Source organism: Arenicella xantha, from assembly GCF_003315245.1.
Classification (GTDB): Bacteria; Pseudomonadota; Gammaproteobacteria; order Arenicellales; family Arenicellaceae; genus Arenicella; species Arenicella xantha.
In genome coordinates this window covers 134,886-161,322 of the sequence record NZ_QNRT01000006.1, presented here as the reverse complement: position 1 = coordinate 161,322, position 26,437 = coordinate 134,886, and the positions used below count along the sequence as shown (strand labels likewise).

Genomic DNA, 26,437 nt, shown 5'->3' with positions numbered 1-26,437 from the left:
CGAGCCACTAGTGTTGGACTTGTTCCAAGGCTGAACGAATACGAGCTGCGGCGTCTTCCAAGCTCGACTGGTCGCTCGGCACGGATGCATGAGCGCGAGCGGTAACAATAGAGCCGGGTAGCACGTGAAAATGAATATGTGGAACGGTTTGACCTGCGGCCTCACCATTTAGCTGGAATAGGGTTATGCCTTCGGCTTGCATTGCGCTTTTCACCGCAGCCGCAATCATTTTCACTTTCTTGATTAGGTTGGCGGCGGCATCGTCTGACAGGTCATGCAATGTTTCGGCCGCTTCTTTAGGGATAACCAGTGTGTGCCCATGAGCTTGCGGCATGATGTCCATAAATGCCAAAGTTTGATCGTCCTCATAGACTGTTATGGCGGGGATTTCACCGCGCAGGATTTTGGCGAAAATATTGTTAGCATCGTAGCTCATTGTTCGACAACTCAAGTTCAATTTGGACGACAGCTAACATAACCAATATGTGCTTTAGTTTCAATCGTAGGCGAAAAAGATGATAATAGGTACATTCATATGAAGGACAATAATTTTAAATGACAGATTCTAATCAGCATCGCTCTTTGCGCGATGCATTTGGTCAATTCGCAACCGGCGTTACAGTTGTAACGACACGAGACAAGCAAGGAAAGCCGATTGGGTTGACGGCCAATAGTTTTGCTTCAGTCTCGCTCGAGCCGCCGTTAGTGTCGTGGTGTGTAGATAAAGGTTCGACTCGATTTACGGAATTTCATGAAGCCGAATATTTCACCATCAGTGTGCTGACGGCTGAACAGCAACCATTATCTAATTTGTTTGCTATGCGCAGCTGGGACGAAACTGTATTCGATGACGTAGATTGGTTTGCCGGCCATCATGATGTGCCACAATTCTCCGAGGTTAGTGCTCGGTTTCATTGTCGGACAGAGCACCTTTATGAAGGTGGGGACCATGTGATTATTGTTGGCGCTGTTTTAGACTATGAGTCGACGCCACATTCACCATTGGTGTTTTTCAGCGGACAGTATCAAGCACTGAAATAGTGTTGCGGGAAAATCTGAATTTACCCGCATCAGTCGTGTGGTGACAGACAATTAATTAACATGACCTTGGGTCACTGGAGATGAGTAGTATGCAATGGCAATGGTTAGAGCATCGCGTTCCGCCTCCGATTGTTTTGTTGTTGAGCTTGCTGCTAATAGTGTTGCTCGCCTATGTGGATACGGCTCGCCACTTATTATTTTCTGCGCCGCTAGTCAATAAAGTTATTGCGTTGGCCTGCGCGATTATCGGCGTGACTATTGCTGTGCTAGGTGTGGTTAGCTTTCGGCGAGCGCACACAACGGTAAATCCTTTGCGACCAGCGTCAGCAAGTCAGCTGGTGCAGTTTGGGATCTTTCGCTTTAGCCGCAATCCAATGTACTTAGGTATGGTATTTGTTGCCATGGGATGTGCAATATGGCTAGGCAGTGTTTTCAGCTGGCTTGGTGTGCTTCTCTTTGTGGTGTTTATCACACGATTTCAAATTGTTCCGGAAGAGCGTGCCATGCAAGATTTGTTTGGTGATTCGTTCACTAACTACCGGCGCAAAGTACGCCGGTGGCTCTAGTGGTTGCTGTGATCGAGTCAGAGATGTTTAGTCAATCACATCGGAAATAGTTAAGCTGACTGACTCAGCATGCGAGTTTTTGACCTCGATCCCTGCAGACTGAAGGTCGCCGGCACTGGCGACAGGCTGGCCTGATTTCGATACCCGCGCACGCACCACAACATCTGGAAATGCCGACAAAGAAAATTGAGCCATCATGGCATCGGCGTCTGTCAAAGTGACGGTAGTGGGGAGTTGTGCCACCGTGAGGCGTTTGACGGCCAATGGAGCTGGCGGGCCATTTTTAGCGCGAGCAATAACAAACACTAAGTCGTTTGGACTTGCTTTAGATGCTAATTCATTAGACAGCGAGACCTCTAAAATCAAGGCTGGCGACTTGTTGGATGACGGTTTTGGCTGAGTTGTGGTGGTTTGGTTAGTATTGTTGGCGACGGCCGGTGCGGCAGGTGCTGAACCCAAGCTTTGAGCCATGATTTCGCGCAATTCTTGCTGTTGCTCAGGCATGTCAGATAGCTGTTGCAATAGATTGCCCCAGTAGTCCTTAGCGGCTGCGTCATCATTGCGTTGTAAGGCTCCGAGGCCAGCTAACCACAACGCTTGCTGATTATTTTGATCCATGCCGAGCGCTTTATTAATATACATAGTCGCTTCAGCCGTGATTTCACCGTTGGCTAGTAGGGCAGTGGCATCGGCCAGAGCGGCATAAGTGCTCGGTTTTTCACCACCTAATGCGAGTACCTTGAGATAGGCATTTTGCGCATCTTGGTAGCGCCCAAGTGACAGATAAGTACGAGCGATCAAGCTCCAGCCCTCAAGGTCATCCGGTTGCTCGGCTAAGCGTTGTTCTATGCCGCGGATTAAGGCTTCAACCTGATTCTGTTGGGCTGATGTGGGCGCTGCTTGGTTCTGCGTATTCGACGCTTGTTCATTGGTAACGGATGCGGGGTTACCGATAATCATGTATACGCCGAAAGCTGCGAGCGGCAGTCCTAGACACAAGGCAGCTATCGCTAGTCGATTGGAGCCGGTGGATGGTTTGTCGGACTTAACCTCGGCTTGCGTCGCCATATCGATGTCTTCAGCAAGAGTGTTTTCAATTTCCAATTTTAGTGCTTCGTAATCGGTAGCCGAAATACTCGCATTCTTGAGTTGTTCTTCAAGCTCCGCGAGACGTTCCTTAGCGAAATGAATATTTTGCGCCTGGCGCTCATAGGATATGCTGTCGCGCTCGGTTAATAGTGGTCTAAGTAGCAGGCCAATAGAAACAAGGATGATAGCAATTGAGATAATAATGAAAACAGTCATGAGATAGTTGCTCGCCTCAGTCGCCGAGGTTTGGTGTGTCGCGGAGTAAATTTCTTACTTTAATGCGATTAGTATCATCTTGGGATTGAGATGCGCCGAGTAGGTCATCTTCTTGGCGTTTACGAATATGTTTTATAACGCCAAACAATACGATTAGAAGTACGATAATTGGCCCTAGCCATAAGAACGCAGTAGCGGAATTAAACGGCGTTCGGTAGAGCACAAAATCGCCATAACGATCACGCATGAACGTCTTCACCTCGTCATCGCTCGCACCTTGGCGGATCATGTCAGCGGTAATTTCGCGTAAATCTTTTGCCAGTGGTGCTTCGGAGTCAGCTATGTTTTGATTTTGGCAGACCACACACCGGAGTTCCTCAGTCAGGTCGCGGTAACGCTGCTCTTGTTGTGGTTCATCGAATTCAACTTGTTCGATCACGGCTTGGCTGGGCGCTGAGCTGAATATCCAGCATGCGCCTACGAGTAACAATATATATTTTGTCATTATGGTTGTCGCTCCGACAGGCCTAACAAAGGAACGAATTCGTTTGCCACCAACTCCGGTGTGATCGGCCCAGTGTGTTTGTAGATAACGTTACCTGCTTCATCAATAATGAAGGTCTCAGGTACTGCGATTACGCCCCATTCGATACCGGCACGACCTTGTTGGTCAAGCGGCGATACGGTGTATGGATTGCCACGTTCAGCTAACCATTGAGCCGCTTTGTCTGGTTCATCTTTGTAATTTAATCCGACAATTGTGGCACCGTTGCTGGCTAGCTGGTTGAGTAGGGGATGTTCATAGCGACACGACACGCACCAAGAAGCCCACACATTCAATACCCACCGTTGCCCTTTGAGATCGCTCGGCGAAAATGTCTGCTGAGGGTTGGCTAGCACCGGCAAACTAAAGTTCGGTGCTGGTTTGTCTAGCATTGTCGACGGTATGTCGCGAGGGTTCATGGTAAGACCAATACCTAACAATGCAGCGATTGCAATAAATACGACTAGCGGCCCTATAAAACGCATATTCATGAATTAGTTCGCCGGTAGGTCAGCGAGTTGCTGAGGAGTTACTTTTTTGATCGGCCGTCGATAGCGACGATCAGCCGTGGCAATGATTCCACCTAGAGCCATTATAAACCCGCCCAGCCAAATGCAAGCGACAAATGAACGTAGATATAGCCGTACGGTCCAAACGCCGTCGCCTAAATGTTCACCTAACGATATATAGACGTCGCGTGTCAAAGTGGTGTTGATAGCGGCCTCGGTCATGGGGCTGCTGGATGAATAAAAGCGCTTTTGCGGCTTAAGTTCAAATTGTTTACCGGACGTGGTCGTGACTTCAAAACGACCCTCGTTGGCCACGTAGTTGCGCTCTCTAACTTGAGTGACGCCGTTAAATTGGAATTGGTATCCAGCCATTTCGTAACTTTGCCCCGGCTCCAATTTAATGTCTTTCTCAACGCTGTAGCTATTAACGTGGGTTATACCAACAACCATCACCGCAATGCCAAAATGTGCCACGCTCATGCCCCAAATCGACGCGGGAATCTTAATCAAACCGGTGATAATATTGCGTTGATTTTTGAGGCGTTCAACGATGCTTTGAACCGCCCAAAGCGCGACCCAAACAGCGAGTGTGACACCGGCGAATGCGCCCCAAGAAAAGCTATCAAGGCTCAGCTTCCAAGTGATCAAACTGCTGACCAGCGCGCTAACCGCCAAAATAGTCACGATGCTCTTAGTAAAGCGACCGATGTCATCACGCTTCCAGCGACTGGTTGAGCCGATTCCAACAATGATGGCAAGCGGGATTGTCAGTAAAGCGAACCAAAAATCAAAATAGGGCGCGCCGACAGAGATTTTCTTGCCGAGGGCATCCATAAGAATCGGTGCTAGCGTACCCAGCAGCACCATAAATGCCGCCACTACCAAAAAGATATTGTTGAGTAGTAGGCTGGTCTCTTTGGAAAATAGCCCGTAGTGGACATCGCTATTGAGACGATGCGCACGCATTGCATATAGCAACAGCGAACCGCCGACGACAGCTAACAAGAATAATAGAATATACAGCCCGCGAGTTGGGTCGGCTGCGAATGAATGCACTGAGGTCAACACACCAGAACGTACTAAGAATGTACCTAACAAACTCAGTGAAAACGCGAGGATGGCCAATAATACGGTCCAAGCCTTGAGTGCTCCGCGCTTTTCGGTCACGGCTAAGGAGTGCATTAGGGCTGTGCCTACTAGCCACGGCATCAGCGATGCGTTTTCTACTGGATCCCAAAACCACCAGCCGCCCCAGCCTAGTTCATAGTAAGCCCACCAACTGCCGAGCACGATACCGATGGTTAGAAATAACCATGCTACGGTAGTCCACGGTCGTGACCAGCGTGCCCATGCGGTGTCGAGTTTGCCACTGAGCATGGCTGCGATTGCAAAGGCAAACACCACGCTAAATCCGACGTATCCCATATACAGCATTGGCGGATGAATCAGGAATCCGGGGTCTTGCAGCAAGGGATTCAGCTCTTGCCCGTCAAGTGGAACTGGAAAGAGGCGGTTAAATGGATTTGAGGTGAACAGCGTAAAGCTAATAAATCCAACATTCACTAAGCCTAATATAGCGAGCACTCGAGCGACCATGTCGCGGGGGATCCCTCGGCTAAAGCGCGCAACCAGTGCGGTCCAGCTGCTGAGCATGAGTATCCATAACAACAGTGATCCTTCATGACCGCCCCAAACGCCTGATAGTCGATACATAACAGGCTGTTGTAAGTTCGAGGTGCGTGCCACGTACTCGATTGAAAAGTCATTCAAGTAGAAAGCGTAGGTCAGTAATGCGTAAGACCCAGCGACAAGTAACCATTGGGTGTAAGCGGCGGAGCGACCAAAATTCATCCAGCCATTGCGATTATTGGCGGTGCCGGCTAATGGAATAATGCCTTGTGCTAGCGAAATGAACATCGCTAGGATCAGACAGAAGTTACCTAGTTCACCAATCATGGATTAATACTCTTAGGGTTGGTCATTGTTAGGTTGGTCATTGTTAGTTAGCTCGCTATTATTGGCGACAACGGCGGCAGTCTAAAAGGCCAATGCCGTCTAAATTTTTGAATCAGTAGTCAATCGGGCCGTCGGCCTGATCACATTTATTGGCTTGTTGCAGCATAACGGCATCAGCCGCTTCATTTGGAACATAATTTTCGTCATGTTTAGCCAGCACCTGAGACGCGATTAATGCGGGTTCATCAGTGAATTTGCCAACACTAACAATAGCTTGGCCTTCTCTGAACAAATCAGGGAGCAAGCCGGTATATTGGATGACGACATCTTGCTCACAATCGGTGACTCGAAAGCGCTGAGTAATGCCGTCGTCAAGTCGTTGTAACGACCCTTTACGAACAATGCCGGCGATTTTGTAGGTCTGATTCTTTTCAAATCCTTCGGTGTTAATTTCCGATGGTGTCTTGAAATACTCAAAACTACTTTGCATCGCCATAATAGCTAGCGCGGCAGATATGGCGACGCCAGCGAGGACTAAAAAGATGATGCCTAAACGTTTACGTTGTGACGGACTCATAAATACACGCTAATTAAATTGTTTAGTAGGTGGATGCTCGAATTGGATGTGGCATTGCTAATGGTAGGGCGTGTGCGCAATCATAACTGATCTTCAGATTGACTAATACGACGCTCTCGTAGCGTTTGTCTATGCACGGACTTAATAACTTGACGGTGCTTTAACTTGGGCGAAATTACAAACCATAATAAAACTGCGCCAGTTAGGCCCCAAGAGACCCACACCTCAAACGCATAGCCGCCCATATGAAAAAATTCTGTCCAGTTCATTGTTTGCTTTGGAGTTAGTTGTTCACGAATTAGTTGTTCAGGAATGAGTTGCTTGCTCAGCGTTTTGTGCTAGCTCTTTGACCCAGCGGCTTGATTGCTCATTTTTCAATACGGTGTGTCGCATGCTTAGAAATAGCGCATATCCATAATAAAACATAAAGCCAAGTGCCATCATCGCTAAAGGAAATAACATTGATGCTGGCATTTTCGGGCCACCTTTAGCGAACACCGTAACGCCTTGATGCAAGCTGCTCCACCATTCTACCGAATAGTGGATGATGGGCACGATAACAACGCCTACTACCGAGACCAATGCCGCGGCTTTCTCCGCAGTTTTACGTTCTTCAAACGCGTAGTAGGTCGCCATGATGCCGAGATAAAGAAAAAATAGAATCAATTCTGAGGTTAGTCGTGCATCCCAAACCCACCATGTTCCCCATATGGGTTTGCCCCAGATTGAGCCAGTCAATAGGGCCAGCGCGGTAAAAGCTGCGCCAATCGGCGCTGAGCAAATGGTGACCACGAATGCCATTTTGATGCGCCAAATTAGGCCAATAGCCGCGGCAACCGCCATTGTGACGTAGACGAACAGTGACATCCAGGCTACCGGCACGTGCACGTAAAGAATTCGAAAGCTATCGCCTTGTTGGTAGTCCGCTGGGGCGACGAATAAGCCGTAATATGCGCCCACTAATGACAACGATAAAAATAAGATGCCAAATATTGGCGTTACCACGTTGCTGATCTTATAGAATTCGCGCGGTGAACCCAAGCGATGATAGAACCGCCCTAAAGCGTCCCAAACAGTATTAAAAAATCCAATAAATAGAATCACAGTAGCCTGTTGTTATTCGATTGTGACTCGTAGCGCGCCAGCTATGGCAAACGGTGCGAGCGTTAATGCTAATGCCAAGATCGCTGCAAGTGCATACAGCTGGCCGGCAATCGGTAATCCCTGCGCAGCTTGGGTTAACGTGCCTGCGCCAAAAATTAAGATGGGAATATACAGCGGTAAGATGATGATGGCGATCAACACTCCGCCTCTGCGTAAGGTAACCGTTAATGCGGCACCAATTGCACCAATCAAAGTAAGACTGGGAGTCCCCAATATTAAGCTTGCGAATAATACCCAAATTTGGCTGCTAGGTATATTGAAAGTCAGGCAGAGTAATGGCGAAAAGCACGACAATATCAAGCCTGTGCCGGTCCATTGAGCCAAAACCTTGCCGAGCATTGCTAGAGTTACTGAGCGGGGATGGATTAACGCTTGCTCTAGAGAACCGTCGATGTAGTCGGTATAGAACATGCTTTCAAGGCTTAACAGCGTCGCAAGTACCGCCGATACCCAAATAACACCACCGCCAATTTTTTGTAGTAGGGCAGACTCAGCAGGTAGGCTGAACGGGAATAGTAAGGCGATAATAACAAAGAATACAAGTGGCTGAATTAGCGAACTGGTGTTGCGAAACATCAGTTTCCATTCGCGTAAAAAATATAGTGAGAGTGTGCTCATTAATGTAGATTCAGCTCGGTGCGATAAGCACTCAAGGCGCCGCCTTCAAGGCTTTGATGATGAGTCATTATGATGGATCCACCAGCCTGTAGGTGCGCCACACAGAGCGATTCGATGGTCTTGCGGCCGTTCACGTCAATGCCGGTAAATGGTTCATCTAGGATCCACAACTTCTGGGGAGCAAGCAATAAGCGCGCAAATGCGAGTCGTCGTCGCTGGCCAAACGATAATTGCCCAGTGACTAAGTCTGCACAGCGCAGAATGCCAAGTTTTTCGAGGCAGTCATCCAGTTCGTCTTCGCCTTTTTGATTGGCCAGATGCTGATACCAACGAAGGTTTTCAATAGCGGTTAATTCGCTCTTTAAGCCATCGGTATGCCCGATGAAGCCGGAGGTAGCGAGAAACTCGGTGTTGCCCACAATTGGTTGGTCTTGCCAATAGACTTCGCCTTCGTCAGCGCGTCGCAAACCACACAGAATTCTCAATAAGCTGGACTTGCCGCTTCCGTTAGCGCCGAGTACGTGTAAACACATACCAGCATTCACTGAGAAAGTTAAGTCTGAGAACAGCTCACGTTCGCCCCGCACGCAACGTAATCGTTCAACCAACAAAGTTGTGGTTTCAAGCATTTTCGCAGGAAGTTCCGTGTCGAATAGGTTGGTTTTGCAAAGCAGGCAGTTTACCAATACCATGGGGTACTTGCATCCCCTTTAACCGCAACTCAAGACAAACTCTGTCTTGCTAATTACTCACTGAGACTCACTCTATGGATTTCGATCAGTTTCGCGTAGCGACACCTACTTCTTTTGAACTTGCCAAGCTCCCAACCGACTATGACGGTGGTGTCAAAGACGACGACTTAAAAGAGCTTCGAGAAGAGTTATGGTTAGAGCTTGCTGAATGGCAGGAGCGACTTTACGCTGAAAACAAACAATCATTGTTGGTGGTGTTTCAGGCTATGGATGCGGCCGGTAAAGATAGCTCTATTGGCAAACTAACCTCGGCACTGAGTGCGCACGGTTGTCATGTTAAGAGTTTTAAAAAACCAAGCACCTTGGAGGCCGGCCACGACTTTCTTTGGCGCATCCATGCGGCGGCCCCTAAATCAGGTGAAATGACTATGTTTAATCGGTCACATTATGAAGATGTGCTGATTGTCAAAGTGCATCAATGGGCTGATGCTGAGACTATAGAGCGGCGTTATGACCACATTAATAATTTTGAACGTTTATTAGCTGATCGCGGCACCAAAGTGGTTAAATTCATGTTGAATATATCGAAAGATTATCAGCTCGAACGTTTCCAACGCCGTTTAGAAAACCCCGATAAACACTGGAAATTTAATCCAGGCGATTTGGATGAGCGGGCTAAATGGTCTGACTACATGCACGCCTTTGAATCAGCAATAGGTCGGTGCTCAAGTGACGAGGCGCCTTGGTATATTGTGCCCGCGGAGAACCGAAAATATCGCGACGTGATGATCGCCAGCGTGCTGCGAGATACGCTTAAGGCAATGGACCCACAATATCCTGAACCGGATTTTGATCCAACAGTGTATACCGTCGATTCAATTAGTTAAGGCGTGGCCCAGATTGCCTTTCGTTGACAAGCTAGTAACGAAAGGCTGAATCCAGATCAACGATCTGGGCTGAATGTATAACCGGCTTAATTTACGCCCAGAGCTTCGAGATTATTTTTTGCAACACTGTCACCTTGCTTAGCCGCGCGCTGGAACCATTCGATTGCGGTGCGGCGGCTAGTGGTGACTCCTCGGCCTCGAACATACATCATGCCCAAATTGGTCTGCGCTCCTGGGTAGCCTTGTTCTGCTGCTGAGCGGTACCAATAAACGGCTTCAGCAAAATCACGCGCCAACACCAAACCATCTTCGTAGAGACTGCCAAGGTCAGATTGAGCCCAAGCTCGACCTTCTTCGGCAAACTTGCGGATCGCCGGCAGTGCGGCGCGAATCATGCGGTCGGCTTCTTGTCGGTTGGCCGTGAAGCCTCGTCCGAGGTAATGCATATAGGCTAAGCGGAACTGCGCTCGTGCGATCCCCTTGTCAGCCAGTGGTTGGAGTAGCGCGGCGGCGGTATCGTACTCACCTTTGTAATAGGCTTCGAGTCCTTGTTTGAGGTATTGGCGGTCAAAGTCCGCTTGCTCGCTTGCTAGCCGTGGCGGAGTTTTCTCACCGCTTGGCTGCGTGGCAGGGATCGTTAGCGGGGTATCAATATCAATGTCTTGAACGGGCGGTTCAGTTGCGTTAGTGCTGGTATTTGTGTCAGAAGCGATGGTCGAATCGGTGGATTCGTTGCTCGGTGCTGGAGTCTCGTCCGCTTTGACTGGATAAGGGTCGGTGTTATCGGGCGGTATTTGGGCGGCTATTGGAGTCGCATTTTCCAACATCGCTTCAATTAATTGGATTGAGGCGTGGTTGGGGTCAATCACACTTACCGTTGCAAGGTGAGCCGCGGCCGCTTGATATTTTCCTTCGACAACCGCGGCATTGGCGCGTGCGATATACAGGTCGGCAATATCTTGAATGCCAGCCAGTGCTGCCTGATTTGATTCGTCTACCGCTAATGCCTCTCGATAATAATACAGTGCATTTTTTCTGGCCGGTAAAATCAGCGCTTCCGCTTCGAAGGCGGTGTTTGCCTTAGAGAGGAGTTCTTCAATTTTCTTTTGTGATTGCCAGCCATCAATGGCATCGCTCAGCTCACTGGTTTGTTCGGATGATCCGTCAATTTTTTTCAAACGTGCTAAAGACGCTTTGGCCAATGCTTCGTTGTCGTTTTCGAGCGCTCCGAATCCGGCGGTAAGAAAACGATCACTCAAATCATTTAAACCGCTTTTAGCTTCGCTGTTAGTCGGATTGATCGCCAGCGCGGCTAAATAGCTTTGCGCTGCGTTACCTTGTTTGGGCTCGGTATACTCGCCTTTGGCGATATGTGCTTCGGCCTTTTTGATTAAACTACGAATTTGTCGGTCTTCGGACTCTTGCTCACGAAATGCTTCGGCTCTGTCGGCATCGCTGTCACGGGTAAACACAGGGTTTTCGGCAACAACGGGTTGTTCTGAGCCTGGAATCGGCTCGATGTTGCTTATTAATGCTTCTTGGGTCAGCGCTTGGGCTTGAATAACTTCACGCGTTGAGTCGCCAGACTTGGGCCAGAAGAATGCGAGTAAGATTAAAGCGACTAATGCGACGCCAATCCAATAGGGCAGTCCTAGGTCGGCGCATCGGCTTAAGATGCTGGGTTTTGGTCGGCCAGCAACGCCGGTCAAATCACCACCGATTACTTGTCTGCGCCGGGGCGTTGAGTCGAGTTCAAGCTCAGGCGAAGCCGACTTTTTAGTGGCGCGCTTACGTCGCTCATTTTGACCCGATAGCGCCGATTCAATTTCTGATCTAGATGGTTTGGACGGCATAGTGGTTGGCTTTGAATCAGGCTGATTTAGGGGCATTATTCGGTTGTATGGCGAATCACTCGCGCACCGATTTTATTAGACGTAGTATAGTACCATAAGGCTTTAGATTTAAAACATACGTGCTTAAATCTGACCAAGTGCTTGGTGCTATTCCGGCATTTTTTGGTCTAATGTCTAACAAAATGAGCTTTGGAGAGACTCGATTGGAATCAATGCATGATTTGGAGTTACTGATTGACGCGGGTCGGCGATTGATCGTGGTGGAGACGGAGCGAGAGGCCAGCATGATGACGGGCTTTCGTCGTCTGTCTGACGGTGCTTCGAAAGCGTATTTTCAATGGACTGTTACGCAAGGCTTATTACGCTTAGCAGACGGCTATGTGGCGCAAACGGTAAACAAAGATGTCAATCAACTGTTTGGTCAAATACAAAGTACCCATCAGGCTGGTGTATACATATTAATTGATTTTCACCATTACCTGCACGAGCCTGTTGCTATTCGGCATATCAAAGATACGGTATTAAATTGCCCTCAACATACGCTGATTTTGTTGTCGCAAAAAGTGAAATTACCGGATGACCTTGCGCCCTATGCGAGCAAGTTTACCCTGCCGCTACCGAGTAAGTCGGCTTTGCGATCACTGATTACTCGCTTGGCTGATGAGTGGGCTGAGTCGCAGCGTAAGTCACTGAAAATGGAGAGTCGTGCGGTAGTTGGAAAGTTGCTTGATGCCTTGCAAGGCATTCCACTGGCTGAGGCCGAAAAAATGGCTCATCGAGCGATTTGGAATGATGGAGTTCTGGACTCGTCTGATGTTAACGAGGTAACGCAAGCAAAGTTCGACTTGCTCAATCAAAATAGCGTGCTTTCCTTGCAGTTGGATCACCCGAATTTGGCGGAAATTGCCGGGTTTAATGGATTCAAGCAGTGGTTATCACTACGTGAAAAGGTGTTTGTTGGTGAGGTGGCTTTACCGACTGGGGATATACCAAAAGGCGTTTTATTGATTGGTGTGCAAGGATGCGGAAAGAGTCTTGCGGCCAAAGCGGTTGCTGGTGCATGGCAATTGCCTTTATTGCATCTGGATTTTGGTCGTATTTACAATCAGTACGTTGGCCAGACCGAAGCCAATTTTCGAGCTGCGTTAGCAACCGCCGATACCATGTCGCCGTGTGTTCTTTGGATTGATGAAATTGAAAAGGGCCTGTCTGCGCAGTCTGTTTCGGATGATATTTCACGTCGACTATTGGCCACGTTTCTTACTTGGTTGGCAGAGAAGAAGACCTCCGTGTTTGTGGTAGCGACAGCGAACAATGTCGATCAACTTCCGCCAGAGGTCATGCGCAAGGGGCGCTTTGATGAAGTGTTTTTTGTAGATCTACCGGTGCTTGAGGAGCGTGTGGCGATACTCACATTGCACCTGCAAAGACGCGATCAAACCTTGGATTTGCAAAATATAGAAGCACTGGCTGAGGCAACTGATGGCTTTTCCGGAGCAGAGTTGGAGCAGTTGGTTGTGTCGGCAATGTACCAGCTTATAGAGCAGCGCGCGCCGGTGTCGTTGGAAGTGTTGCTGGCATTGGCCAACCAAACTAAGCCATTGTCGGTGTTAATGCGAGAATCAGTGCAGGGTCTGCGTATGTGGGCAGAAGGGCGCACCACGCCAGTTTAGCGGTTTTAACTGTACTGCATCATTAAGCGTAAAACTCGTGATAGGCGAGCTTGGTTGGGTTTTAGTCGGCCTTAATGTAGCCCTTTATGCGGTTCATTGATTCAATTTGGTACCAACCTTGTTGCTTAGCGACGACATAAATTCCAGTGCCGGGTTCTAATTTGGTTAACGTCGCGGAGTACGGGTTTGGCTTAGCGAATACTTGATACACGCGCTCGACGATAATCAACTGTGGACCTTTGGCAAGCGCAGCAGTGCCTCTTAGTTTGCGAGCAATTCCTGCTGGTTCGGGTTTCTTCTCGCTCTCAAAAGTTGCAAGGGTAAGTCCTGACTCTTCGGCGAGGTGGTGCAAATTTAACTCTGATAGATGGCCGTCGGCGCTCCACAATTCACGGTCTTTTTCAAAATCGCGAACTGCTTGGGCTGAACGTGGTCCCCAGATACCGTCAATGCGTCCAATTGAATAGCCAAGTTTTTTCAGTGCGGTCTGGGCGAATTTCAACAAGGTGCGCGGAGCAGCCTTGATTGGAGCGGAGCTGTATATCGGAGCTACGACCACCGGAGCAGCAACAGGTGCTGGAGCTTCAACCGGCTGTGGTTTTTTGGTCAGTTGGCAACCAGCCAAAATAGTCAATAGCAATGCTACTGTTAGGAATCTGCGCCCAACGCACACTAATCGACGTAATTTACTGATGGCCCGTTCATTACATAAACCGGCTAATAAAATAGTCATTGTCATACCGTTAGTAAGATGTTGGTTCAATTGAGTAAATTTATCCAACCCTTGCACTGCACTCTTGATAACTAAATTGATAACCAAAACGCCTTAGCTAACTGACTACCTATCAAAAACATAAGTGTACCCTTTCCCACGTTCTTTATACCGTATTTGCATTTAACTGTGAAGCATGACAATTATCGGCAACGTCTGATAGCCCTATCTATATAACTCTCAGAGTTTGATAATTGCTGTCGCGAATATAACAGACTTCAATGACGGTGCCGTAGTCGAGTTGCAATCTAAATAATTGCGTTAGGGGCGCCTCAAATATATGTGCGTGAATTAATCGCAATATTCCTGCGTGCGCGACCACGGCTACATGTTTATGTCGATTCGCCAATAGTTCGGACCAGAACTCAATCACACGCTGATGCATTTGCAACATCGATTCGCCGCCAGGTGCTGATTGTTCGACATAGTTGTCCATCCAACTCTGGGTCTTGGATCTTGGTAAATCGTTCCAAGCGTGTAGTTCCCAGTCGCCAAAATTATATTCTTTCAGGCGACTATCATAAAAATACTCATCACCATTGATGTGTTTTGCCAGCCGCACACAGCGTTGCAACGGGCTTGAATAAACAGCGTCGTAATCCGAACGTAGTTTGGCTAACACCGCGTTGGCGTCCTGCTCAAACGTTGTCGCTAACTCGACGTCTGAGTCGCCGTAGCAAATGCCTGGCTCGACTGCCACCTGGGTATGTCGAATTAGATGAATTTTCATGTCAGCTGAGACAAGCGATAAACACGAGGTAAAAACTCAACTCAGACAACTGTTGTGTAGCGCCCAAGGTGTCGCCGGTATAGCCGCCAATACGTTGATTACAGTAGCGGGTAAACCACAGTGACGCGATGCCGGCACTCAAGGCTGCAGTAATAGCTGCAAACGGCTCAATGATTGTCAGTATTAGCAGCGGGATACCAGTGCTAATCAGGCTAACGTTAATAGCCGCTGATGATAGGTGTCGATCAGTGACTGGCTTAACTTTGCTTTGATCGATATCTTGAACGTAGGTACAGCGCTCAATCGTTGATGAGGCAAGCTGCCGACTTAAGCTGTGCGCCGTAATCAATACAAGCGCAACTAGAGCGATTTGGGCATGACTCGCCAGCTCTAGCAACGCTAAGTATTTAATTCCCAGAGCGGCGATTAGTCCGATAGTACCGTAGGTGCCGATTCGGCTATCCTTCATGATGGTCAGTACTTGATCTGTGTGCCAGCCGCCGCCTAAACCGTCACAACTGTCGGCAAGCCCATCTTCGTGAAATGCTCCGGTCGCAATAATAGTGGCGAGCATTGATAGTGCTACGCTGAGCAGTGGTGAAAACAGCGGCATCGAAAAGGCATAAGTGATTGCACCGATAGCGCCAATCAGACAGCCGACTGCCGGGAAGTACTTGCGTGATTGGTTTAGGATCTGCGCAGAATGTTGGCTATTAGAAGGCACCGGAATACGGGTGTAGAACATTAGTGCTGACGTGAATAGTGTCCATTCGTACTGAAGCCTGCTGGTCACTTTTGTTTCTCGCGAGCGCTGTCGAGTTGCTGACAAATTGCGGCAATGCCGAGCAATATCCGAACCGTGTGGCGTTGAATATGGTCGGGGTCGACGAAAAAGAGATTATCTTGTTGCACGGCGGTGAGCGATGGCCATTGCTGCCATTCATCCAGCCATTCGGGGCGCGAGCTGGACATGCCGCTAGCGATGATTGCTTGTGGATCTCGTTCGATAATCGATTCTATGTTGATAACTGGCGCGACCATGGGTTCGTCGGCATAAATATTTTGCCCGCCACACAGTTCAATTGCGTCACTAATAATGTGACTGCCATTAATGGTCTGTAGTGGATCGTTCCATACTTGATAAAAGGTACTGACAGTCGATTTGTTGCTGGTGGCTGCGCGTGCGGCAGCGATTTTTTGTAAAAAGTCAGTGGCGGCTAATTCGCCGCGCTCGGCGTGGCCGGTCAGTATTCCAAAGTCGCGTAGGCTTTTGGCAACGTCCTCTAAGTTGTCAGGTTGATCTAGATAGATTGTAAACCCAAGTTCCCGCAGTCGGTTAATACCGTCGCTGGCATTACCAGACTCCCAGGCGATGATTAGGTCAGGTGCTAGTTCAACAATTTTCTCAAGGTTAGTATTGGAATACCCACCGACAAGAGGCAATTTTTTTGCAGCTTCAGGGAAATCACTGTAAGCGACAACACCAACTAATTCATCGCCAGCCCCAACGGAGAATAGGTTTTCGACGATATGCGGCGCGAGTGCCACGACGCGTTGTGCAGCTTGTGGGAGCGTTACTAGCGCTCCGGTTGAATCAGTCACCGAAATTGAGTCAGGCGACTGTGGCGGCGGTGCGGTAATGTCCTCCTCAGATGGCGTACAGCCAGCCAACAGGGCAACCACACCAAACGCGATTCTTATGAACATGATTGATTTGAATGATCGAGCATACTTAGTCATTAGGAGCTTACTCCGGCGCTGTCAAACGTCGCCATGTGGTTGTGTAGGTTTAATGCGCTTGCGATTATCGGCACGGCGATGGCCGCACCACTGCCTTCGCCAAGTCGCATTCCCAGATCTAGTAAGGGATTTGCGTCGAGTGCTTGCAGTGCGCGGTAATGGGCTGGCTCGGCTGATCGGTGTGCAAAGACCAGCCAGTCGCGCACGCTGGGATTAATTCGACAGGCCAATAGCGCGGCAGCGGTGGTGATAAAGCCGTCTATAAGAACCGGCACGCCACGTTGTGCGCTGCCGATGTAGGCTCCGACCAATCCGGCGATCTCAAACCCACCGACGCGTGCAAGTACATCGAGCTCGTTATGGATATGCGGTGCATGGAGTGCAATAGCTTTTGTCACTACCAACTGTTTATGCGTGATGCCATTCGCGTCGACACCGGTGCCTGGCCCAACTGTCTCACTTGGGGCCAGATTCAATAGTAGGCTGAAGATAGCCGACGCTGCGGTCGTGTTGCCAATGCCCATCTCACCGCCAATAAATAGATGATCGTTTGTTTTTGCCGCATGTTCGCGCCCAATTGATAGCGCCAGCAGTAATTCAGAATGGCTCATCGCTTCCGTTTCGGATAAGTCTGAGGTGCTGAGTCGTATGGGCTTATTAACCAGTGTTGGGGAATCCGGTAGCGCTGTGTTTACGCCGATATTGATTACCTCGAATTGGGCATCTAATTGTTTTGCCAACACGCTGATAGCCGCTCCACCGTGCACAAAATTGAGCACCATTTGGGCAGTGACTTCTTGTGGAAACGCAGATACTCCCTGTGCACAGACGCCATGATCAGCGGCAAAAATCGCAATTTTAATGTTCTGTAGTTTGGGTGCTAGGGTCTGTTGCCAAGCACAAAACGATACCGCTAGGTCCTCTAGGCGACCCAGCGACCCAGCTGGCTTAGTTAAATTCAATTGGCGCTGTTGTGCGCTGTCTGTCATAGCCGGATCAATGGTTGGGCAGGGTTGTTGGAACCAGTGTGAAGTCATGTTTTATCCTAAGGGGCGTTTAGCGATGGAATTCAGCGAGTGCGTTACGAAGTCTGTTTAAATGGTCACCAGGCAGCGAAAAACGCATCCACAGCAGGCCTTGATCATCAATGTCACCGAGTCGTGTCCAAATGTGCATTGTCGCCAGAGCACGATGAATCGCGCTAATCGACTCGGGTGAGCCAAGCAGAGTATGAAATAGCCCATGCGACGACAAGTCAATATGGCTGTCGTCATGGCTGATTAAGAGCGCCAAAAGGTCGTTTAGCTGCTGAGCTTGTTGAATGATGCGAGTGCGTTGCATAGTTTGCCATTGTCGATCACTGAGTGCGCATTCGGTAACATACAAAGCTGGCCCATTGACAGACCAAGGCGAGAAGAGTGCCGAAAGTTCGGCTGTAACAGGGTGGTCTGATATTAAAAAACCGACCCGTGATCCGGCCAAGCCGAAGAACTTCCCGATTGAACGAAGCACAATAATATTGCTTAGCGATGTGTGTTGGCAGAGGCTCTGGCTGGGGTCTAGATCGGCGAAGGCTTCGTCGACCAAAAGTAATCCTGGCAGCTGTTCCGCGAGCTCTAGTAGCTGCTGCCTAGCAGCGACCTCGGCAGTGGGGTTGTTGGGGTTAATGACTACGGCCGAGTCGATTTGTTTTGTGTGGGTCAAGCTGCGTAGGGCATCGATGGAGTTGTATCGAACTAGTGTATGACCAGCCCTGGCCCAGGCTAACGCATGCTCTTGATAGCCTAAAGTCGGAATTGCTACGCGGTGCGCAGGTTTAATTAGGGTTGGTAATAATCGTATTGCGAGCTGTGACCCTGGAGTGGCAAGTAGTTGTGCGTCGGCACATTGGTAGTAGTGTGCGGCGGATACACGAAACGAGGTGGTTTCACTCGGTAATTCGCGCCAAACTTGGTTCGGAATATTGGTAACAGGGTATGACCATGGGCTAATGCCGGTAGATAAGTCTAGCCAGTCTGACGCGTCGCCACCAAAACGTTGAATAGCGGTGTGCAGGTCTCCACCATGCCGGAGTGTTGTGTGCTGCATTTTGTTCATTGAGCCAGACCACTGTTGATTATGGGTAAGCCAATGCTGATCACGACAAGCAATAGGCAAACTGCACAGACTGCACGATTGAGTAGGCCAATGCTGGCGGAAATATCCGAATGGTGGGGCGGTCGGTCACCACCAAATTCGATCTTGGTTTTGAGTTGGCCTTGGTAAACAGCGTCGCCACCGAGTTTGAGATTTAGGCTACCTGCGCCGGCGCACATTACTGGGCCGGCATTGGGGCTATCTAACTTTGCCGCAAAGCGTCGCCAGCTAATAATTGCGAGTTTTGTATTACCACACAGGGCATAGCTTAACGCAGTGAGTCTAGCCGGGACGTAGTTGGCGATATCGTCGAGCACGGCAGCCGATTTCCCGAACCATTCATAGCGCTTGGTTCGATAACCCCACATGGCGTCTAAGGTGTTGATAAGTCGATACGCTATTACTCCCGGTGCACCGGCTATTAGATACCAAAATAGTGCGCCAAAGACCGCATCACAGCCATTTTCCAGCGTAGTTTCAATAGCGCCTGCGGCAATGTCCGTGGCCTCCAGTTGTGATGTGTCTCGACTTACGATTAGTGCAAGTGCTTGCCGCGCTGATGATAATTGGCCAGTACTTAGGTTTGCTTCGACTTGTTGTACATGTTGCGTCAGACTTTTCAATCCGATGGCCCAATACAACACGACGATGTCAAATAGCACAGTGATTGTCAGTGAATAAACCACCAACTTATGTTGGATAAAGGCTATCAGCGCAACCGCCGGCACCAGCAAAATCAGTAGACAAAATATACCGTTGATAAATTGTCTATGAGCGGAGCCGCTGCGATTAAATATTTTTTCTAGGTAATACGCGGCTCGACCGAAACCTACCAATGGGTGCCAACGCCGTGGTTCGCCTAGCCACTGGTCGAGTAGCAGAGCCAAAATGGTGGTCACAGCTATCATTGGCCGGCGGTGTTTGGCTTTAAAGACAAGGGTAAACCAGCAACCACGAGGTCAACCTGGCTACAGCGCTGAGCTAATTCCTGATGTAACCAGCCACTTTGGTCTACGAATTCGCGACTGAGTTCACCGAGTGGAACAATGCCTGACCCGACCTCGTTGCTTACCATAATCACGGATTGCTCGCATTCAGACACTGATTTTAAAAATTTAGCTCGTTCAGTTTGCCAGCATTCTTGGTGCAGGCAATTGCTGAGCCACAAGGTCAGACAGTCGATTAAAACCACACTATTGCTGCCTGTTGACGAGAGAGCGTCGGCGAGATCGGTATGGGCTTCAATTAATTGCCAGCGCGCATCACGGCGTGCTTGATGATCCGCAATGCGGTTTGCCATTTCAGCGTCACCGGCTTTAGCGGTCGCAATATAGCTAAGTGATCGATCAGTTTGTGATTGGTTTACGGCCTGTATTGCACATTGCTCAGCATAGCGACTTTTGCCGCTCCGAGCTCCGCCTAAGATTAAGTGTTTGTATGACATGAAATTAGATGCCGATGACCACGGGGGTCTGGTTTTCTGGATGCGGTATCACGGTACTATCTACATTAAACAATTGCTGAATAATGGCCGGATTAACCACGTCGCTAGGTTTACCAAAAGCAATTCGTTGGCTGCACAGCATCGCCAGCAGAGTATTTGAGTAATGCGCCGCCAAATTGATGTCATGGAGTACCATTAAGACTGCAACGTTTTGTTTAGCAAAGGTTTGAATTGCTTGCATCAACTGTTGTTGATGACCTAAATCGAGTGCGGCGGTTGGCTCATCGAGAAGTAATAAGCGTGTGCCATTATCGGCATCGTCTTGGTCCCAAATCTGTGCTAATACACGCGCTAGTTGGACCCGCTGTTTTTCTCCGCCAGATAGTTCGGTGTAGAGTCGCTCGGCCAAATAGTCGATGTCCATTAAGCGCAGAGCTTGTTGAATGATCTGTTGATCACGCTTTAGCCCTGTGCGATGTGGAATGCGTGATAAACCCACAACCTCGGACACGCGGTAAGGAAAGTTCAGCAAACTAAGTTGAGGCAGGACGGCAATTTGCCGAGCGCGGTGTCGTGCATTACTAGAAACGCCTGTGATCTCGATTTCTCCAGAGTAGGGCAAGTCCCCAGCAACGGCTTTTAATAAAGTCGATTTACCCGCACCGTTGGGCCCAATGATGGTCAATATTTCACCAGCATTTACCTCGCAACTTACCGAGTCGACTATAAGCTGCGCGGCACTACCGTTGCTGGATCGCGACGCGCCAGGCTTGGTGATAGACACATTATTCAAACGCAGAAGAGCCATAGCTTAACGCACTCCAAAGTGGTGGCGATGACGCAATAATGAGATGAAAAATGGTGCGCCGAGCAGTGCCGTCACCAGACCGACGGGTAGTTCAATGGGCGCAAGCACCGTGCGCGCAACGGTGTCTGAAAGCAACAGTAATATTGCTCCGCCAACTGCCGAGCATGGTAGTAGATAGCGATGATCTGGGCCGATTAATAGGCGTATTATATGCGGCACAACAAGGCCGATAAACGCGATGGTGCCGGCTAAAGCGACGGATATGCCGACGCCAACCGCGACCAATAGAATGAGCTGAATTTTGATGCGCTGTACCGATAAACCTAAATGACGGGCTTCGGACTCACCTAGTAATAGTGCGTTTAAGGCGGTTGCATAACGTGGAAGTAATACAAAAATGGTGATTCCAAATAAGGCTACGATACTTACCCGTTGGTAGTTCGCGCCATCTAGGCCGCCCATTCGCCATAGGCTGATTCGCCTGAGCATTTCATCGTCACCGAAGAATTCTAGCAAGCTGGTCAAGCTGGCTGCGATCGCGGTAATGGCAATACCGGCCAGCAGCATGGTTGCAACTGAGGTGCCGTGCCGATCAGTGGCTAACATATACACTACGATGACCGCAAAACTACCGCCGATAAAGGCGCCAAGTGATACCACGCCGAGTCCGGCGAAGCCTTGCAATACAATAAGTTCGGCGGCGCCAAAAATTGCAATTGCCGCCCCAGCTGATGCGCCGGCGGTAACACCGATTAATGACGGGTCGGCTAATGCGTTGCGAAACAAACCTTGTGTGGTTGCTCCGGTTATGCCCAGTAAGCCACCGACAAACGCCGCTAAAATTGCCCTCGGTAAACGAATTTGTTCTATCACCAAGCTAGATCGTGAATTATCATCTTGACCCAATAAAATAGCCAGCGTGTCACCGATTGGAATAGCAATGGTGCCAAATGCTAGCGCCACTAGAAAACTAAGGGGCAGCAAGGCCAGCATGCAAAGCATCATTAGTTGGCGGCGGGTCATGGCTGACAGCATATTCATGCGGTGTCCTGCCTTAGATTGCCGCTACCTGCAAACTTTGACCAGAATGTCGCTGGTAATGTTTCTTCTAAGCAATCAGCGAGTCGGTTGAGTTGTTGCTCCCGAATCACATCCAGATCGACCGCATTACCGTGTTGGGCGCCGGCCCAGTTTAGCAGTGCATCGCACGCCGACGGTGTGTCAAACAAGCCATGTATGTAACAACCCAAAATAAGCTGATCGGGACTGATTGAGCCGGCAGTTTCACCGTTTTCGAATTGTAGCATCGGCTCAGCATCACTGGTCGTGGTGCCGCAGTGGATTTCGTAACCCTGGAATCTCGCTGGAGCGTTCCCGAGGTTGATAAATTGGCCTTGAACCTGTTTTAGCTGTTTGTGTGGAGCTAACTTAGTTTGTATGTTTAACAAGCCAAAGCCAGACTCGTGATCGGCAGGTTGGTCGCTCTCTACACCGCTGGGGTCGCTAATGGTGTGGCCGAGCATTTGGTAGCCGCCGCAAATGCCAATAAGCTTGCCACCATATCGTAGATGACGTTTTAAGTGAGCATCCCAGTCATTTGACTTGAGGCTTCGGAGGTCGCTAATGACACTTTTAGAGCCCGGTAATATAATGAGGTCAGCCGCGGGCGGCGTTTGATTTATTGGCACAAATTGTAGATCGACCGATGGGTTTAGTCGAAGTGCATCAAAATCGGTATGGTTACTAATTCTTGATACCACTGGCACCACCACTTTTAGTGGCATATTGTCAGCTAAGCCGTCGTCAGCCATCTCAGTTTGGGTCGACGAAATGGCATCTTCGGCATCGAGGTACAAATTAGTTAAAAAAGGCACAACCCCGAGAACCGGTTTGTTGGTTTTAGCTTCTAGCCAGTCAAGGCCTGGCTGCAATATCGACACATCGCCGCGAAAGCGATTGATGATAAATCCCACCACGCGCGCCTGTTCGGACTCTGACAATAAGGCTAAGGTGCCGACTAAATGAGCGAAAACACCGCCGCGGTCGATGTCTGCGATCAACACTACGGGGCAGTCGACGGCTTCGGCAAAGCCCATATTGGCTATGTCACCGTTGCGTAGATTGATTTCTGCTGGGCTTCCAGCGCCTTCGACTACAATCGCGCTATAAGTGTTTTGTAGCCGCTGGTGAGATTGCAGAACCGCGTTCATAGCCACTTTTTTGTAGTCATGAAACTCGGTGGCTTGCATCGCACCGATAGCCTGACCGTGGATGATTACCTGTGCGCCGGTATCGGAAGAGGGCTTGAGTAAAACAGGATTGAAATCAGTACGCGCCGGTAAATAACAGGCTTGGGCTTGGAGCGCTTGAGCGCGGCCGATCTCGCCGCCATCTTCAGTTACTGCGCTGTTTAATGCCATGTTCTGAGGCTTGAACGGTGCTACCTGAACGCCGCGCCGTGCCAGTACCCGACAAATACCAGCTACCATCACTGATTTACCTGCGTCAGAGGTACAGCCTTGCACCATTAACGTGGTGAAATTGGTGAAATCGCGGGTCACGCTAACAGTCCACACCTTTGCGGGCTTTGATTCCTGATTTGTAGGCGTGTTTTATGTTTTTGACGTCTGAAACAGTATCCATGGCTTCGCGTAATTCGCGACCGCCACCGCGCCCAGTCACAATCAAACTTTGCTCAGTGGGCCTATTTTTGATGGCGTTAATCACCATGTCTCGATCAAGGTACTGGTAGCCAAGCATGTAGGTAAGTTCATCGAGCACAACTAAATTAAGTGTTGCATCATTGAGCATTTTTTCGGCGACTTGCCAAGTGGCTTCTGATGCGCGGATGTCGGCCGCTTTATCTTGTGTATTCCAAGTAAAGCCGGTTCCCATTTGAAATAGTTCAACGTCGGGTAGGTGGTCTTTGATGAAATTAATTTCGCCGGACTCCTGAGCACCTTTAATGAATTGCACAATGCCAACCTTCTGTTTGTAGCCGAGGGCGCGAAATACCATGCCGAAGGCAGAGCTAGTTTTCCCCTTGCCGTTACCCGTGAGCAGAATGCTTACGCCACGTTCGATTTGTGCTGCTTTAATGGCACTATCGACCTTTTTCTTTTGCGCCTGCATTTTCTCTTTATGCTGGCGTTGTTCCTCTTGTTGATCGTTCATTTTCAAGCCGAGTTAGGTTAGGGCGCAAGCTGATCGCCCCAACGTTGCATTTTTGCGGCTGGCAATCAGCTTGCCAGCCACAGTGAGTTAAGCTAAAAGCTGTAACGCAGCGTCAGCTTGGCATGACGCCCTTCAGTGTTATAGCGATTGCTCGAGCCAATCAAATTTAGTGTGTATTCCTTATCAAATAGGTTGTCTATTTTGGCAGAAATTCGAGTTGATTCGCTGATTTGATAAACGGCGCTGATGTCCAGCAGAGCATACCCTGAAATTTGTGTGCCTCTATTATCAAATCGACGACTTTCCGAGCGCACATCAAATTGTAGATTAAGTGGCCCGATCTCTTTAGCCGCAGTCAAACTTGCGCTACGTTGCGGACGGTCATCAAGTTCAATGCCCGAGTCTACATCTTCGGCTGACAAAGCATCGGCTTGAATTGAAACATCCCAATTGGCGACTGAGGTTCGTATTTCAGCTTCGACCCCCTTGATTTCAGCTTGTCCAACATTCGCCGCTAGAAATGTCACTGGGTTGAAACTGAATAGGTTTTCAATGTCGGTTTGATACGCAGACACGCGCCAATCAACCGCCCCATGGTTACCAGCAATACTCAATTCAACACTCTCAGACTCTTCAGGGAGAAGGTCTGGGTTACCGAAGAATGGAAAGTACAAATAGTTAAATGACGGCGCGACAAAGGCGGTGCCATAACTGGCGATCAAGCGAATATCGTCGCTTACATTGAGGTTAACTGCGATGCTGCCATTAGTATTAGTGCCGTAGGCTGAATTGTCATCATAGCGAAGGCTGACTACGGTTCCGAACCGCTCGCCAAGTGACTGAACCTGCGCGAAAGCTCCGATGTTATCGCGCTCAGTAATCGGAAAATCATTACTCGAGGTGATGCTTTCGTCATAGTAATCGGCGCCGAAAGTTAGCATGGTGCTCGCTGATGCTGCCCAGGTGAATTCAGAACCTAGGCTGTTTCGGTCGGTCTTGAATTCCGACGGAAAAGCCCCGTTGGTAATGGCTTCGTCTTCGTTTAATCCGAGCGTGGTGGCCCACTTAAGCGTGTCGTTTAACTGAGTGTTGAAGGCTAAGGCCGTGCTCAATGTACTATTCTCGGTCTGTAGGCCTGGGTCTGCGCCGAAGGTATTGTCAAATTCCACCAAGTTGTCAGTGCCCAGTATCGAAAGGTCGATGGTGCTGGAATCACCGAGTTGTAGTTGGCCACCAATGCTAATCGCATCTTCTGCAAAGCCGTCTTCGTCATCATTGCCTTCGGTGAGAATACTGGTGCGGTCAATACCGTCGGTGTCTTCGCTGTGTCCCGCAATATGGAAACTGTAATTACTACCTGCGCCGCTCAATGCAAAGTCTACTTCAGACAAGGAGTTGCTACCGATGGTGGCACTCACTGCGCCACGGCCATCGCCGCCTTTTTTAGTAAATAATTGAATGACGCCGCCCACCGCATCGGCGCCATAGAGGCCAGAGAACGGGCCTTTTAAGATTTCGATGCGTTCAATCGCTTCGATCGGATAGCTATTGAGAGCGGCCGCACCTAAGGTGGCGCTGCCGACTCGAACACCGTCGATTAATACAATGGTTTGTGAGCCGGAGACTCCGCGCACAAAAACACTGGTGGCGCTGCCACGACCGCCTGAATCAGAAATACTGATGCCAGCAATTTTACTAAGTAGCGCCGGAATATCGCTAACTTGAGCGGCTTCGATATCGTCTAGCGTGAAAATATGTGCAGTATGTAGCGCGTTATCGAGGGTCTGCTGACCTTTGGCGGTTACTAGAACTTGTTCGATTGCTGGGTCGTTTGAACCCTGTGAAAAGGCTAGCGGGCTCACTGCAAGACAGCATAAAGCCAGTGAGCTTTTTAAAGGAAAAATCATTTTTAACACCTTAGTTAAGAAATCGGATTAAGGTGATAAAGCGAGGAAACAAGGAGGAGAGACGCTATATTTTGAACACAATGACAACAGCAACGACATTGGTCAGCGCAACATGCCCTTGGATGGTAGCCCTCCGCTCCATCAACGGTCTAGAACTGAGAGCTTTGATCTATTGACAACAGCACTCGTTAGGCCGGTTCCGGGCTAATAACAACACAGGTTGCTAAATACCGTTGCGGGGGCAGCGTTGGATTTTAACCAACTTCCCAGTTTAACCACCAACTTTCGGTGGGACCTAAGTTCTGGCGAGGATTATAGGCTTGGAAGTAGCAAAGTCAATT

The 26,437-nt window shown here is 49.2% G+C and carries 28 protein-coding genes and 1 riboswitch; of the genes, 4 read left to right on the top strand and 24 right to left on the bottom strand.

Translation table 11 applies throughout. From position 1 onward, the window contains the following. Positions 1-7 precede the first annotated feature (7 nt). Positions 8-436 carry an HIT family protein gene (locus DFR28_RS17270; RefSeq protein ID WP_113955643.1) on the bottom strand — a complete coding sequence of 143 codons (429 nt, stop codon included), beginning with the start codon at positions 434-436 and terminating at the stop codon, positions 8-10. Between the two features lie 119 nt (positions 437-555). Here DFR28_RS17270 and DFR28_RS17265 point away from each other — a divergent pair, with 119 nt between their 5' ends. Further along, positions 556-1,041: a flavin reductase family protein gene (locus DFR28_RS17265; RefSeq protein WP_113955642.1), complete on the top strand. Its 486-nt coding sequence runs from the start codon at positions 556-558 to the stop codon at positions 1,039-1,041. An 89-nt stretch (positions 1,042-1,130) separates the two neighbouring features. Further along, positions 1,131-1,607, top strand: coding sequence for a methyltransferase family protein (locus DFR28_RS17260; RefSeq protein WP_113955641.1), 477 nt, complete (start codon positions 1,131-1,133; stop codon positions 1,605-1,607). A gap of 27 nt (positions 1,608-1,634) precedes the next feature. Here DFR28_RS17260 and ccmI read toward each other — a convergent pair whose 3' ends face one another. The 9 genes from ccmI to ccmA form a co-directional block, all read right to left on the bottom strand. Continuing rightward, the gene (ccmI, locus tag DFR28_RS17255; protein ID WP_113955640.1) at positions 1,635-2,912 is read right to left on the bottom strand and encodes a c-type cytochrome biogenesis protein CcmI; all 1,278 of its coding nucleotides are present in this window, start codon (positions 2,910-2,912) and stop codon (positions 1,635-1,637) included. Between the two features lie 16 nt (positions 2,913-2,928). Further along, entirely contained in the window at positions 2,929-3,417 is a 489-nt protein-coding gene (locus DFR28_RS17250) for a cytochrome c-type biogenesis protein (RefSeq protein WP_113955639.1), read from the bottom strand. Further along, entirely contained in the window at positions 3,417-3,947 is a 531-nt protein-coding gene (locus tag DFR28_RS17245) for a DsbE family thiol:disulfide interchange protein (protein ID WP_113955638.1), read from the bottom strand. The genes DFR28_RS17250 and DFR28_RS17245 overlap by 1 nt, the downstream gene beginning before the upstream one ends. Before the next feature lie 3 nt (positions 3,948-3,950). After that, complete coding sequence (locus tag DFR28_RS17240) at positions 3,951-5,921, bottom strand: heme lyase CcmF/NrfE family subunit (RefSeq protein WP_113955637.1); 1,971 nt, start codon at positions 5,919-5,921, stop codon at positions 3,951-3,953. Positions 5,922-6,033: 112 nt separating this feature from the next. After that, positions 6,034-6,498, bottom strand: a complete 465-nt coding sequence (locus DFR28_RS17235) for a cytochrome c maturation protein CcmE (RefSeq protein ID WP_113955636.1) — start codon at positions 6,496-6,498, stop codon at positions 6,034-6,036. A gap of 80 nt (positions 6,499-6,578) precedes the next feature. Further along, positions 6,579-6,743, bottom strand: coding sequence for a heme exporter protein CcmD (gene ccmD / locus DFR28_RS20115; protein WP_342773314.1), 165 nt, complete (start codon positions 6,741-6,743; stop codon positions 6,579-6,581). A gap of 61 nt (positions 6,744-6,804) precedes the next feature. Beyond that, positions 6,805-7,602, bottom strand: coding sequence for a heme ABC transporter permease (locus DFR28_RS17225; protein WP_245941784.1), 798 nt, complete (start codon positions 7,600-7,602; stop codon positions 6,805-6,807). Between the two features lie 12 nt (positions 7,603-7,614). Then, positions 7,615-8,280, bottom strand: coding sequence for a heme exporter protein CcmB (gene ccmB / locus DFR28_RS17220; RefSeq protein WP_113955634.1), 666 nt, complete (start codon positions 8,278-8,280; stop codon positions 7,615-7,617). Next, positions 8,280-8,909: a cytochrome c biogenesis heme-transporting ATPase CcmA gene (gene ccmA / locus DFR28_RS17215; RefSeq protein ID WP_170132158.1), complete on the bottom strand. Its 630-nt coding sequence runs from the start codon at positions 8,907-8,909 to the stop codon at positions 8,280-8,282. Before ccmA ends, ccmB begins: the two co-directional genes overlap by 1 nt. Positions 8,910-9,046: 137 nt before the next feature. Here ccmA and DFR28_RS17210 point away from each other — a divergent pair, with 137 nt between their 5' ends. Beyond that, positions 9,047-9,859 carry a PPK2 family polyphosphate kinase gene (locus DFR28_RS17210; RefSeq protein ID WP_113955632.1) on the top strand — a complete coding sequence of 271 codons (813 nt, stop codon included), beginning with the start codon at positions 9,047-9,049 and terminating at the stop codon, positions 9,857-9,859. 86 nt (positions 9,860-9,945) lie between these two features. Here the strand turns inward: DFR28_RS17210 and DFR28_RS17205 are convergent, their stop codons facing one another. Further along, the gene (locus DFR28_RS17205) at positions 9,946-11,712 is read right to left on the bottom strand and encodes a tetratricopeptide repeat protein (RefSeq protein WP_170132157.1); all 1,767 of its coding nucleotides are present in this window, start codon (positions 11,710-11,712) and stop codon (positions 9,946-9,948) included. 119 nt (positions 11,713-11,831) lie between these two features. Between DFR28_RS17205 and DFR28_RS17200 the strand changes: the two genes are divergently transcribed. Then, on the top strand, positions 11,832-13,385 hold the full coding sequence (locus DFR28_RS17200; protein ID WP_113955630.1) for an AAA family ATPase: 1,554 nt from the start codon (positions 11,832-11,834) through the stop codon (positions 13,383-13,385). Between the two features lie 61 nt (positions 13,386-13,446). Here DFR28_RS17200 and DFR28_RS17195 read toward each other — a convergent pair whose 3' ends face one another. From DFR28_RS17195 to DFR28_RS17135, 13 genes are all read right to left on the bottom strand, one after another. Beyond that, a complete protein-coding gene (locus DFR28_RS17195; protein ID WP_170132156.1) occupies positions 13,447-14,118 on the bottom strand; it encodes a peptidoglycan-binding protein in 672 nt (223 codons plus the stop codon). A gap of 208 nt (positions 14,119-14,326) precedes the next feature. After that, positions 14,327-14,887 carry an alpha-ribazole phosphatase gene (cobC, locus tag DFR28_RS17190; RefSeq protein WP_113955628.1) on the bottom strand — a complete coding sequence of 187 codons (561 nt, stop codon included), beginning with the start codon at positions 14,885-14,887 and terminating at the stop codon, positions 14,327-14,329. A 1-nt stretch (position 14,888) separates the two neighbouring features. Continuing rightward, a complete protein-coding gene (locus DFR28_RS17185; RefSeq protein ID WP_211317042.1) occupies positions 14,889-15,680 on the bottom strand; it encodes an adenosylcobinamide-GDP ribazoletransferase in 792 nt (263 codons plus the stop codon). Further along, a complete protein-coding gene (locus DFR28_RS17180; RefSeq protein ID WP_211317041.1) occupies positions 15,677-16,627 on the bottom strand; it encodes a cobalamin-binding protein in 951 nt (316 codons plus the stop codon). The genes DFR28_RS17185 and DFR28_RS17180 overlap by 4 nt, the downstream gene beginning before the upstream one ends. Beyond that, the gene (gene cobT / locus DFR28_RS17175) at positions 16,627-17,664 is read right to left on the bottom strand and encodes a nicotinate-nucleotide--dimethylbenzimidazole phosphoribosyltransferase (protein WP_113955625.1); all 1,038 of its coding nucleotides are present in this window, start codon (positions 17,662-17,664) and stop codon (positions 16,627-16,629) included. The genes DFR28_RS17180 and cobT overlap by 1 nt, the downstream gene beginning before the upstream one ends. 19 nt (positions 17,665-17,683) lie before the next feature. Next, entirely contained in the window at positions 17,684-18,724 is a 1,041-nt protein-coding gene (locus DFR28_RS17170) for a threonine-phosphate decarboxylase (protein ID WP_113955624.1), read from the bottom strand. Then, positions 18,721-19,662 (bottom strand): adenosylcobinamide-phosphate synthase CbiB, encoded by a 942-nt coding sequence (gene cbiB / locus DFR28_RS17165; protein WP_211317040.1) that lies wholly within the window; start codon positions 19,660-19,662, stop codon positions 18,721-18,723. Before cbiB ends, DFR28_RS17170 begins: the two co-directional genes overlap by 4 nt. Before the next feature lie 5 nt (positions 19,663-19,667). Next, positions 19,668-20,207 carry a bifunctional adenosylcobinamide kinase/adenosylcobinamide-phosphate guanylyltransferase gene (cobU, locus tag DFR28_RS17160; RefSeq protein WP_113955622.1) on the bottom strand — a complete coding sequence of 180 codons (540 nt, stop codon included), beginning with the start codon at positions 20,205-20,207 and terminating at the stop codon, positions 19,668-19,670. A 4-nt stretch (positions 20,208-20,211) separates the two neighbouring features. Further along, positions 20,212-21,015 carry a heme ABC transporter ATP-binding protein gene (locus DFR28_RS17155; protein WP_113955621.1) on the bottom strand — a complete coding sequence of 268 codons (804 nt, stop codon included), beginning with the start codon at positions 21,013-21,015 and terminating at the stop codon, positions 20,212-20,214. Positions 21,016-21,018: 3 nt separating this feature from the next. Continuing rightward, positions 21,019-22,056: a FecCD family ABC transporter permease gene (locus tag DFR28_RS17150; protein ID WP_211317039.1), complete on the bottom strand. Its 1,038-nt coding sequence runs from the start codon at positions 22,054-22,056 to the stop codon at positions 21,019-21,021. Then, positions 22,053-23,543: a cobyric acid synthase gene (locus DFR28_RS17145; RefSeq protein WP_113955659.1), complete on the bottom strand. Its 1,491-nt coding sequence runs from the start codon at positions 23,541-23,543 to the stop codon at positions 22,053-22,055. The genes DFR28_RS17150 and DFR28_RS17145 overlap by 4 nt, the downstream gene beginning before the upstream one ends. Before the next feature lie 34 nt (positions 23,544-23,577). Then, the gene (cobO, locus tag DFR28_RS17140; RefSeq protein ID WP_113955620.1) at positions 23,578-24,189 is read right to left on the bottom strand and encodes a cob(I)yrinic acid a,c-diamide adenosyltransferase; all 612 of its coding nucleotides are present in this window, start codon (positions 24,187-24,189) and stop codon (positions 23,578-23,580) included. 92 nt (positions 24,190-24,281) lie between these two features. Continuing rightward, positions 24,282-26,096, bottom strand: coding sequence for a TonB-dependent receptor domain-containing protein (locus tag DFR28_RS17135; RefSeq protein ID WP_113955619.1), 1,815 nt, complete (start codon positions 26,094-26,096; stop codon positions 24,282-24,284). Positions 26,097-26,270: 174 nt separating this feature from the next. Further along, a riboswitch (cobalamin riboswitch) is annotated at positions 26,271-26,410 on the bottom strand. Positions 26,411-26,437: the final 27 nt, after the last annotated feature.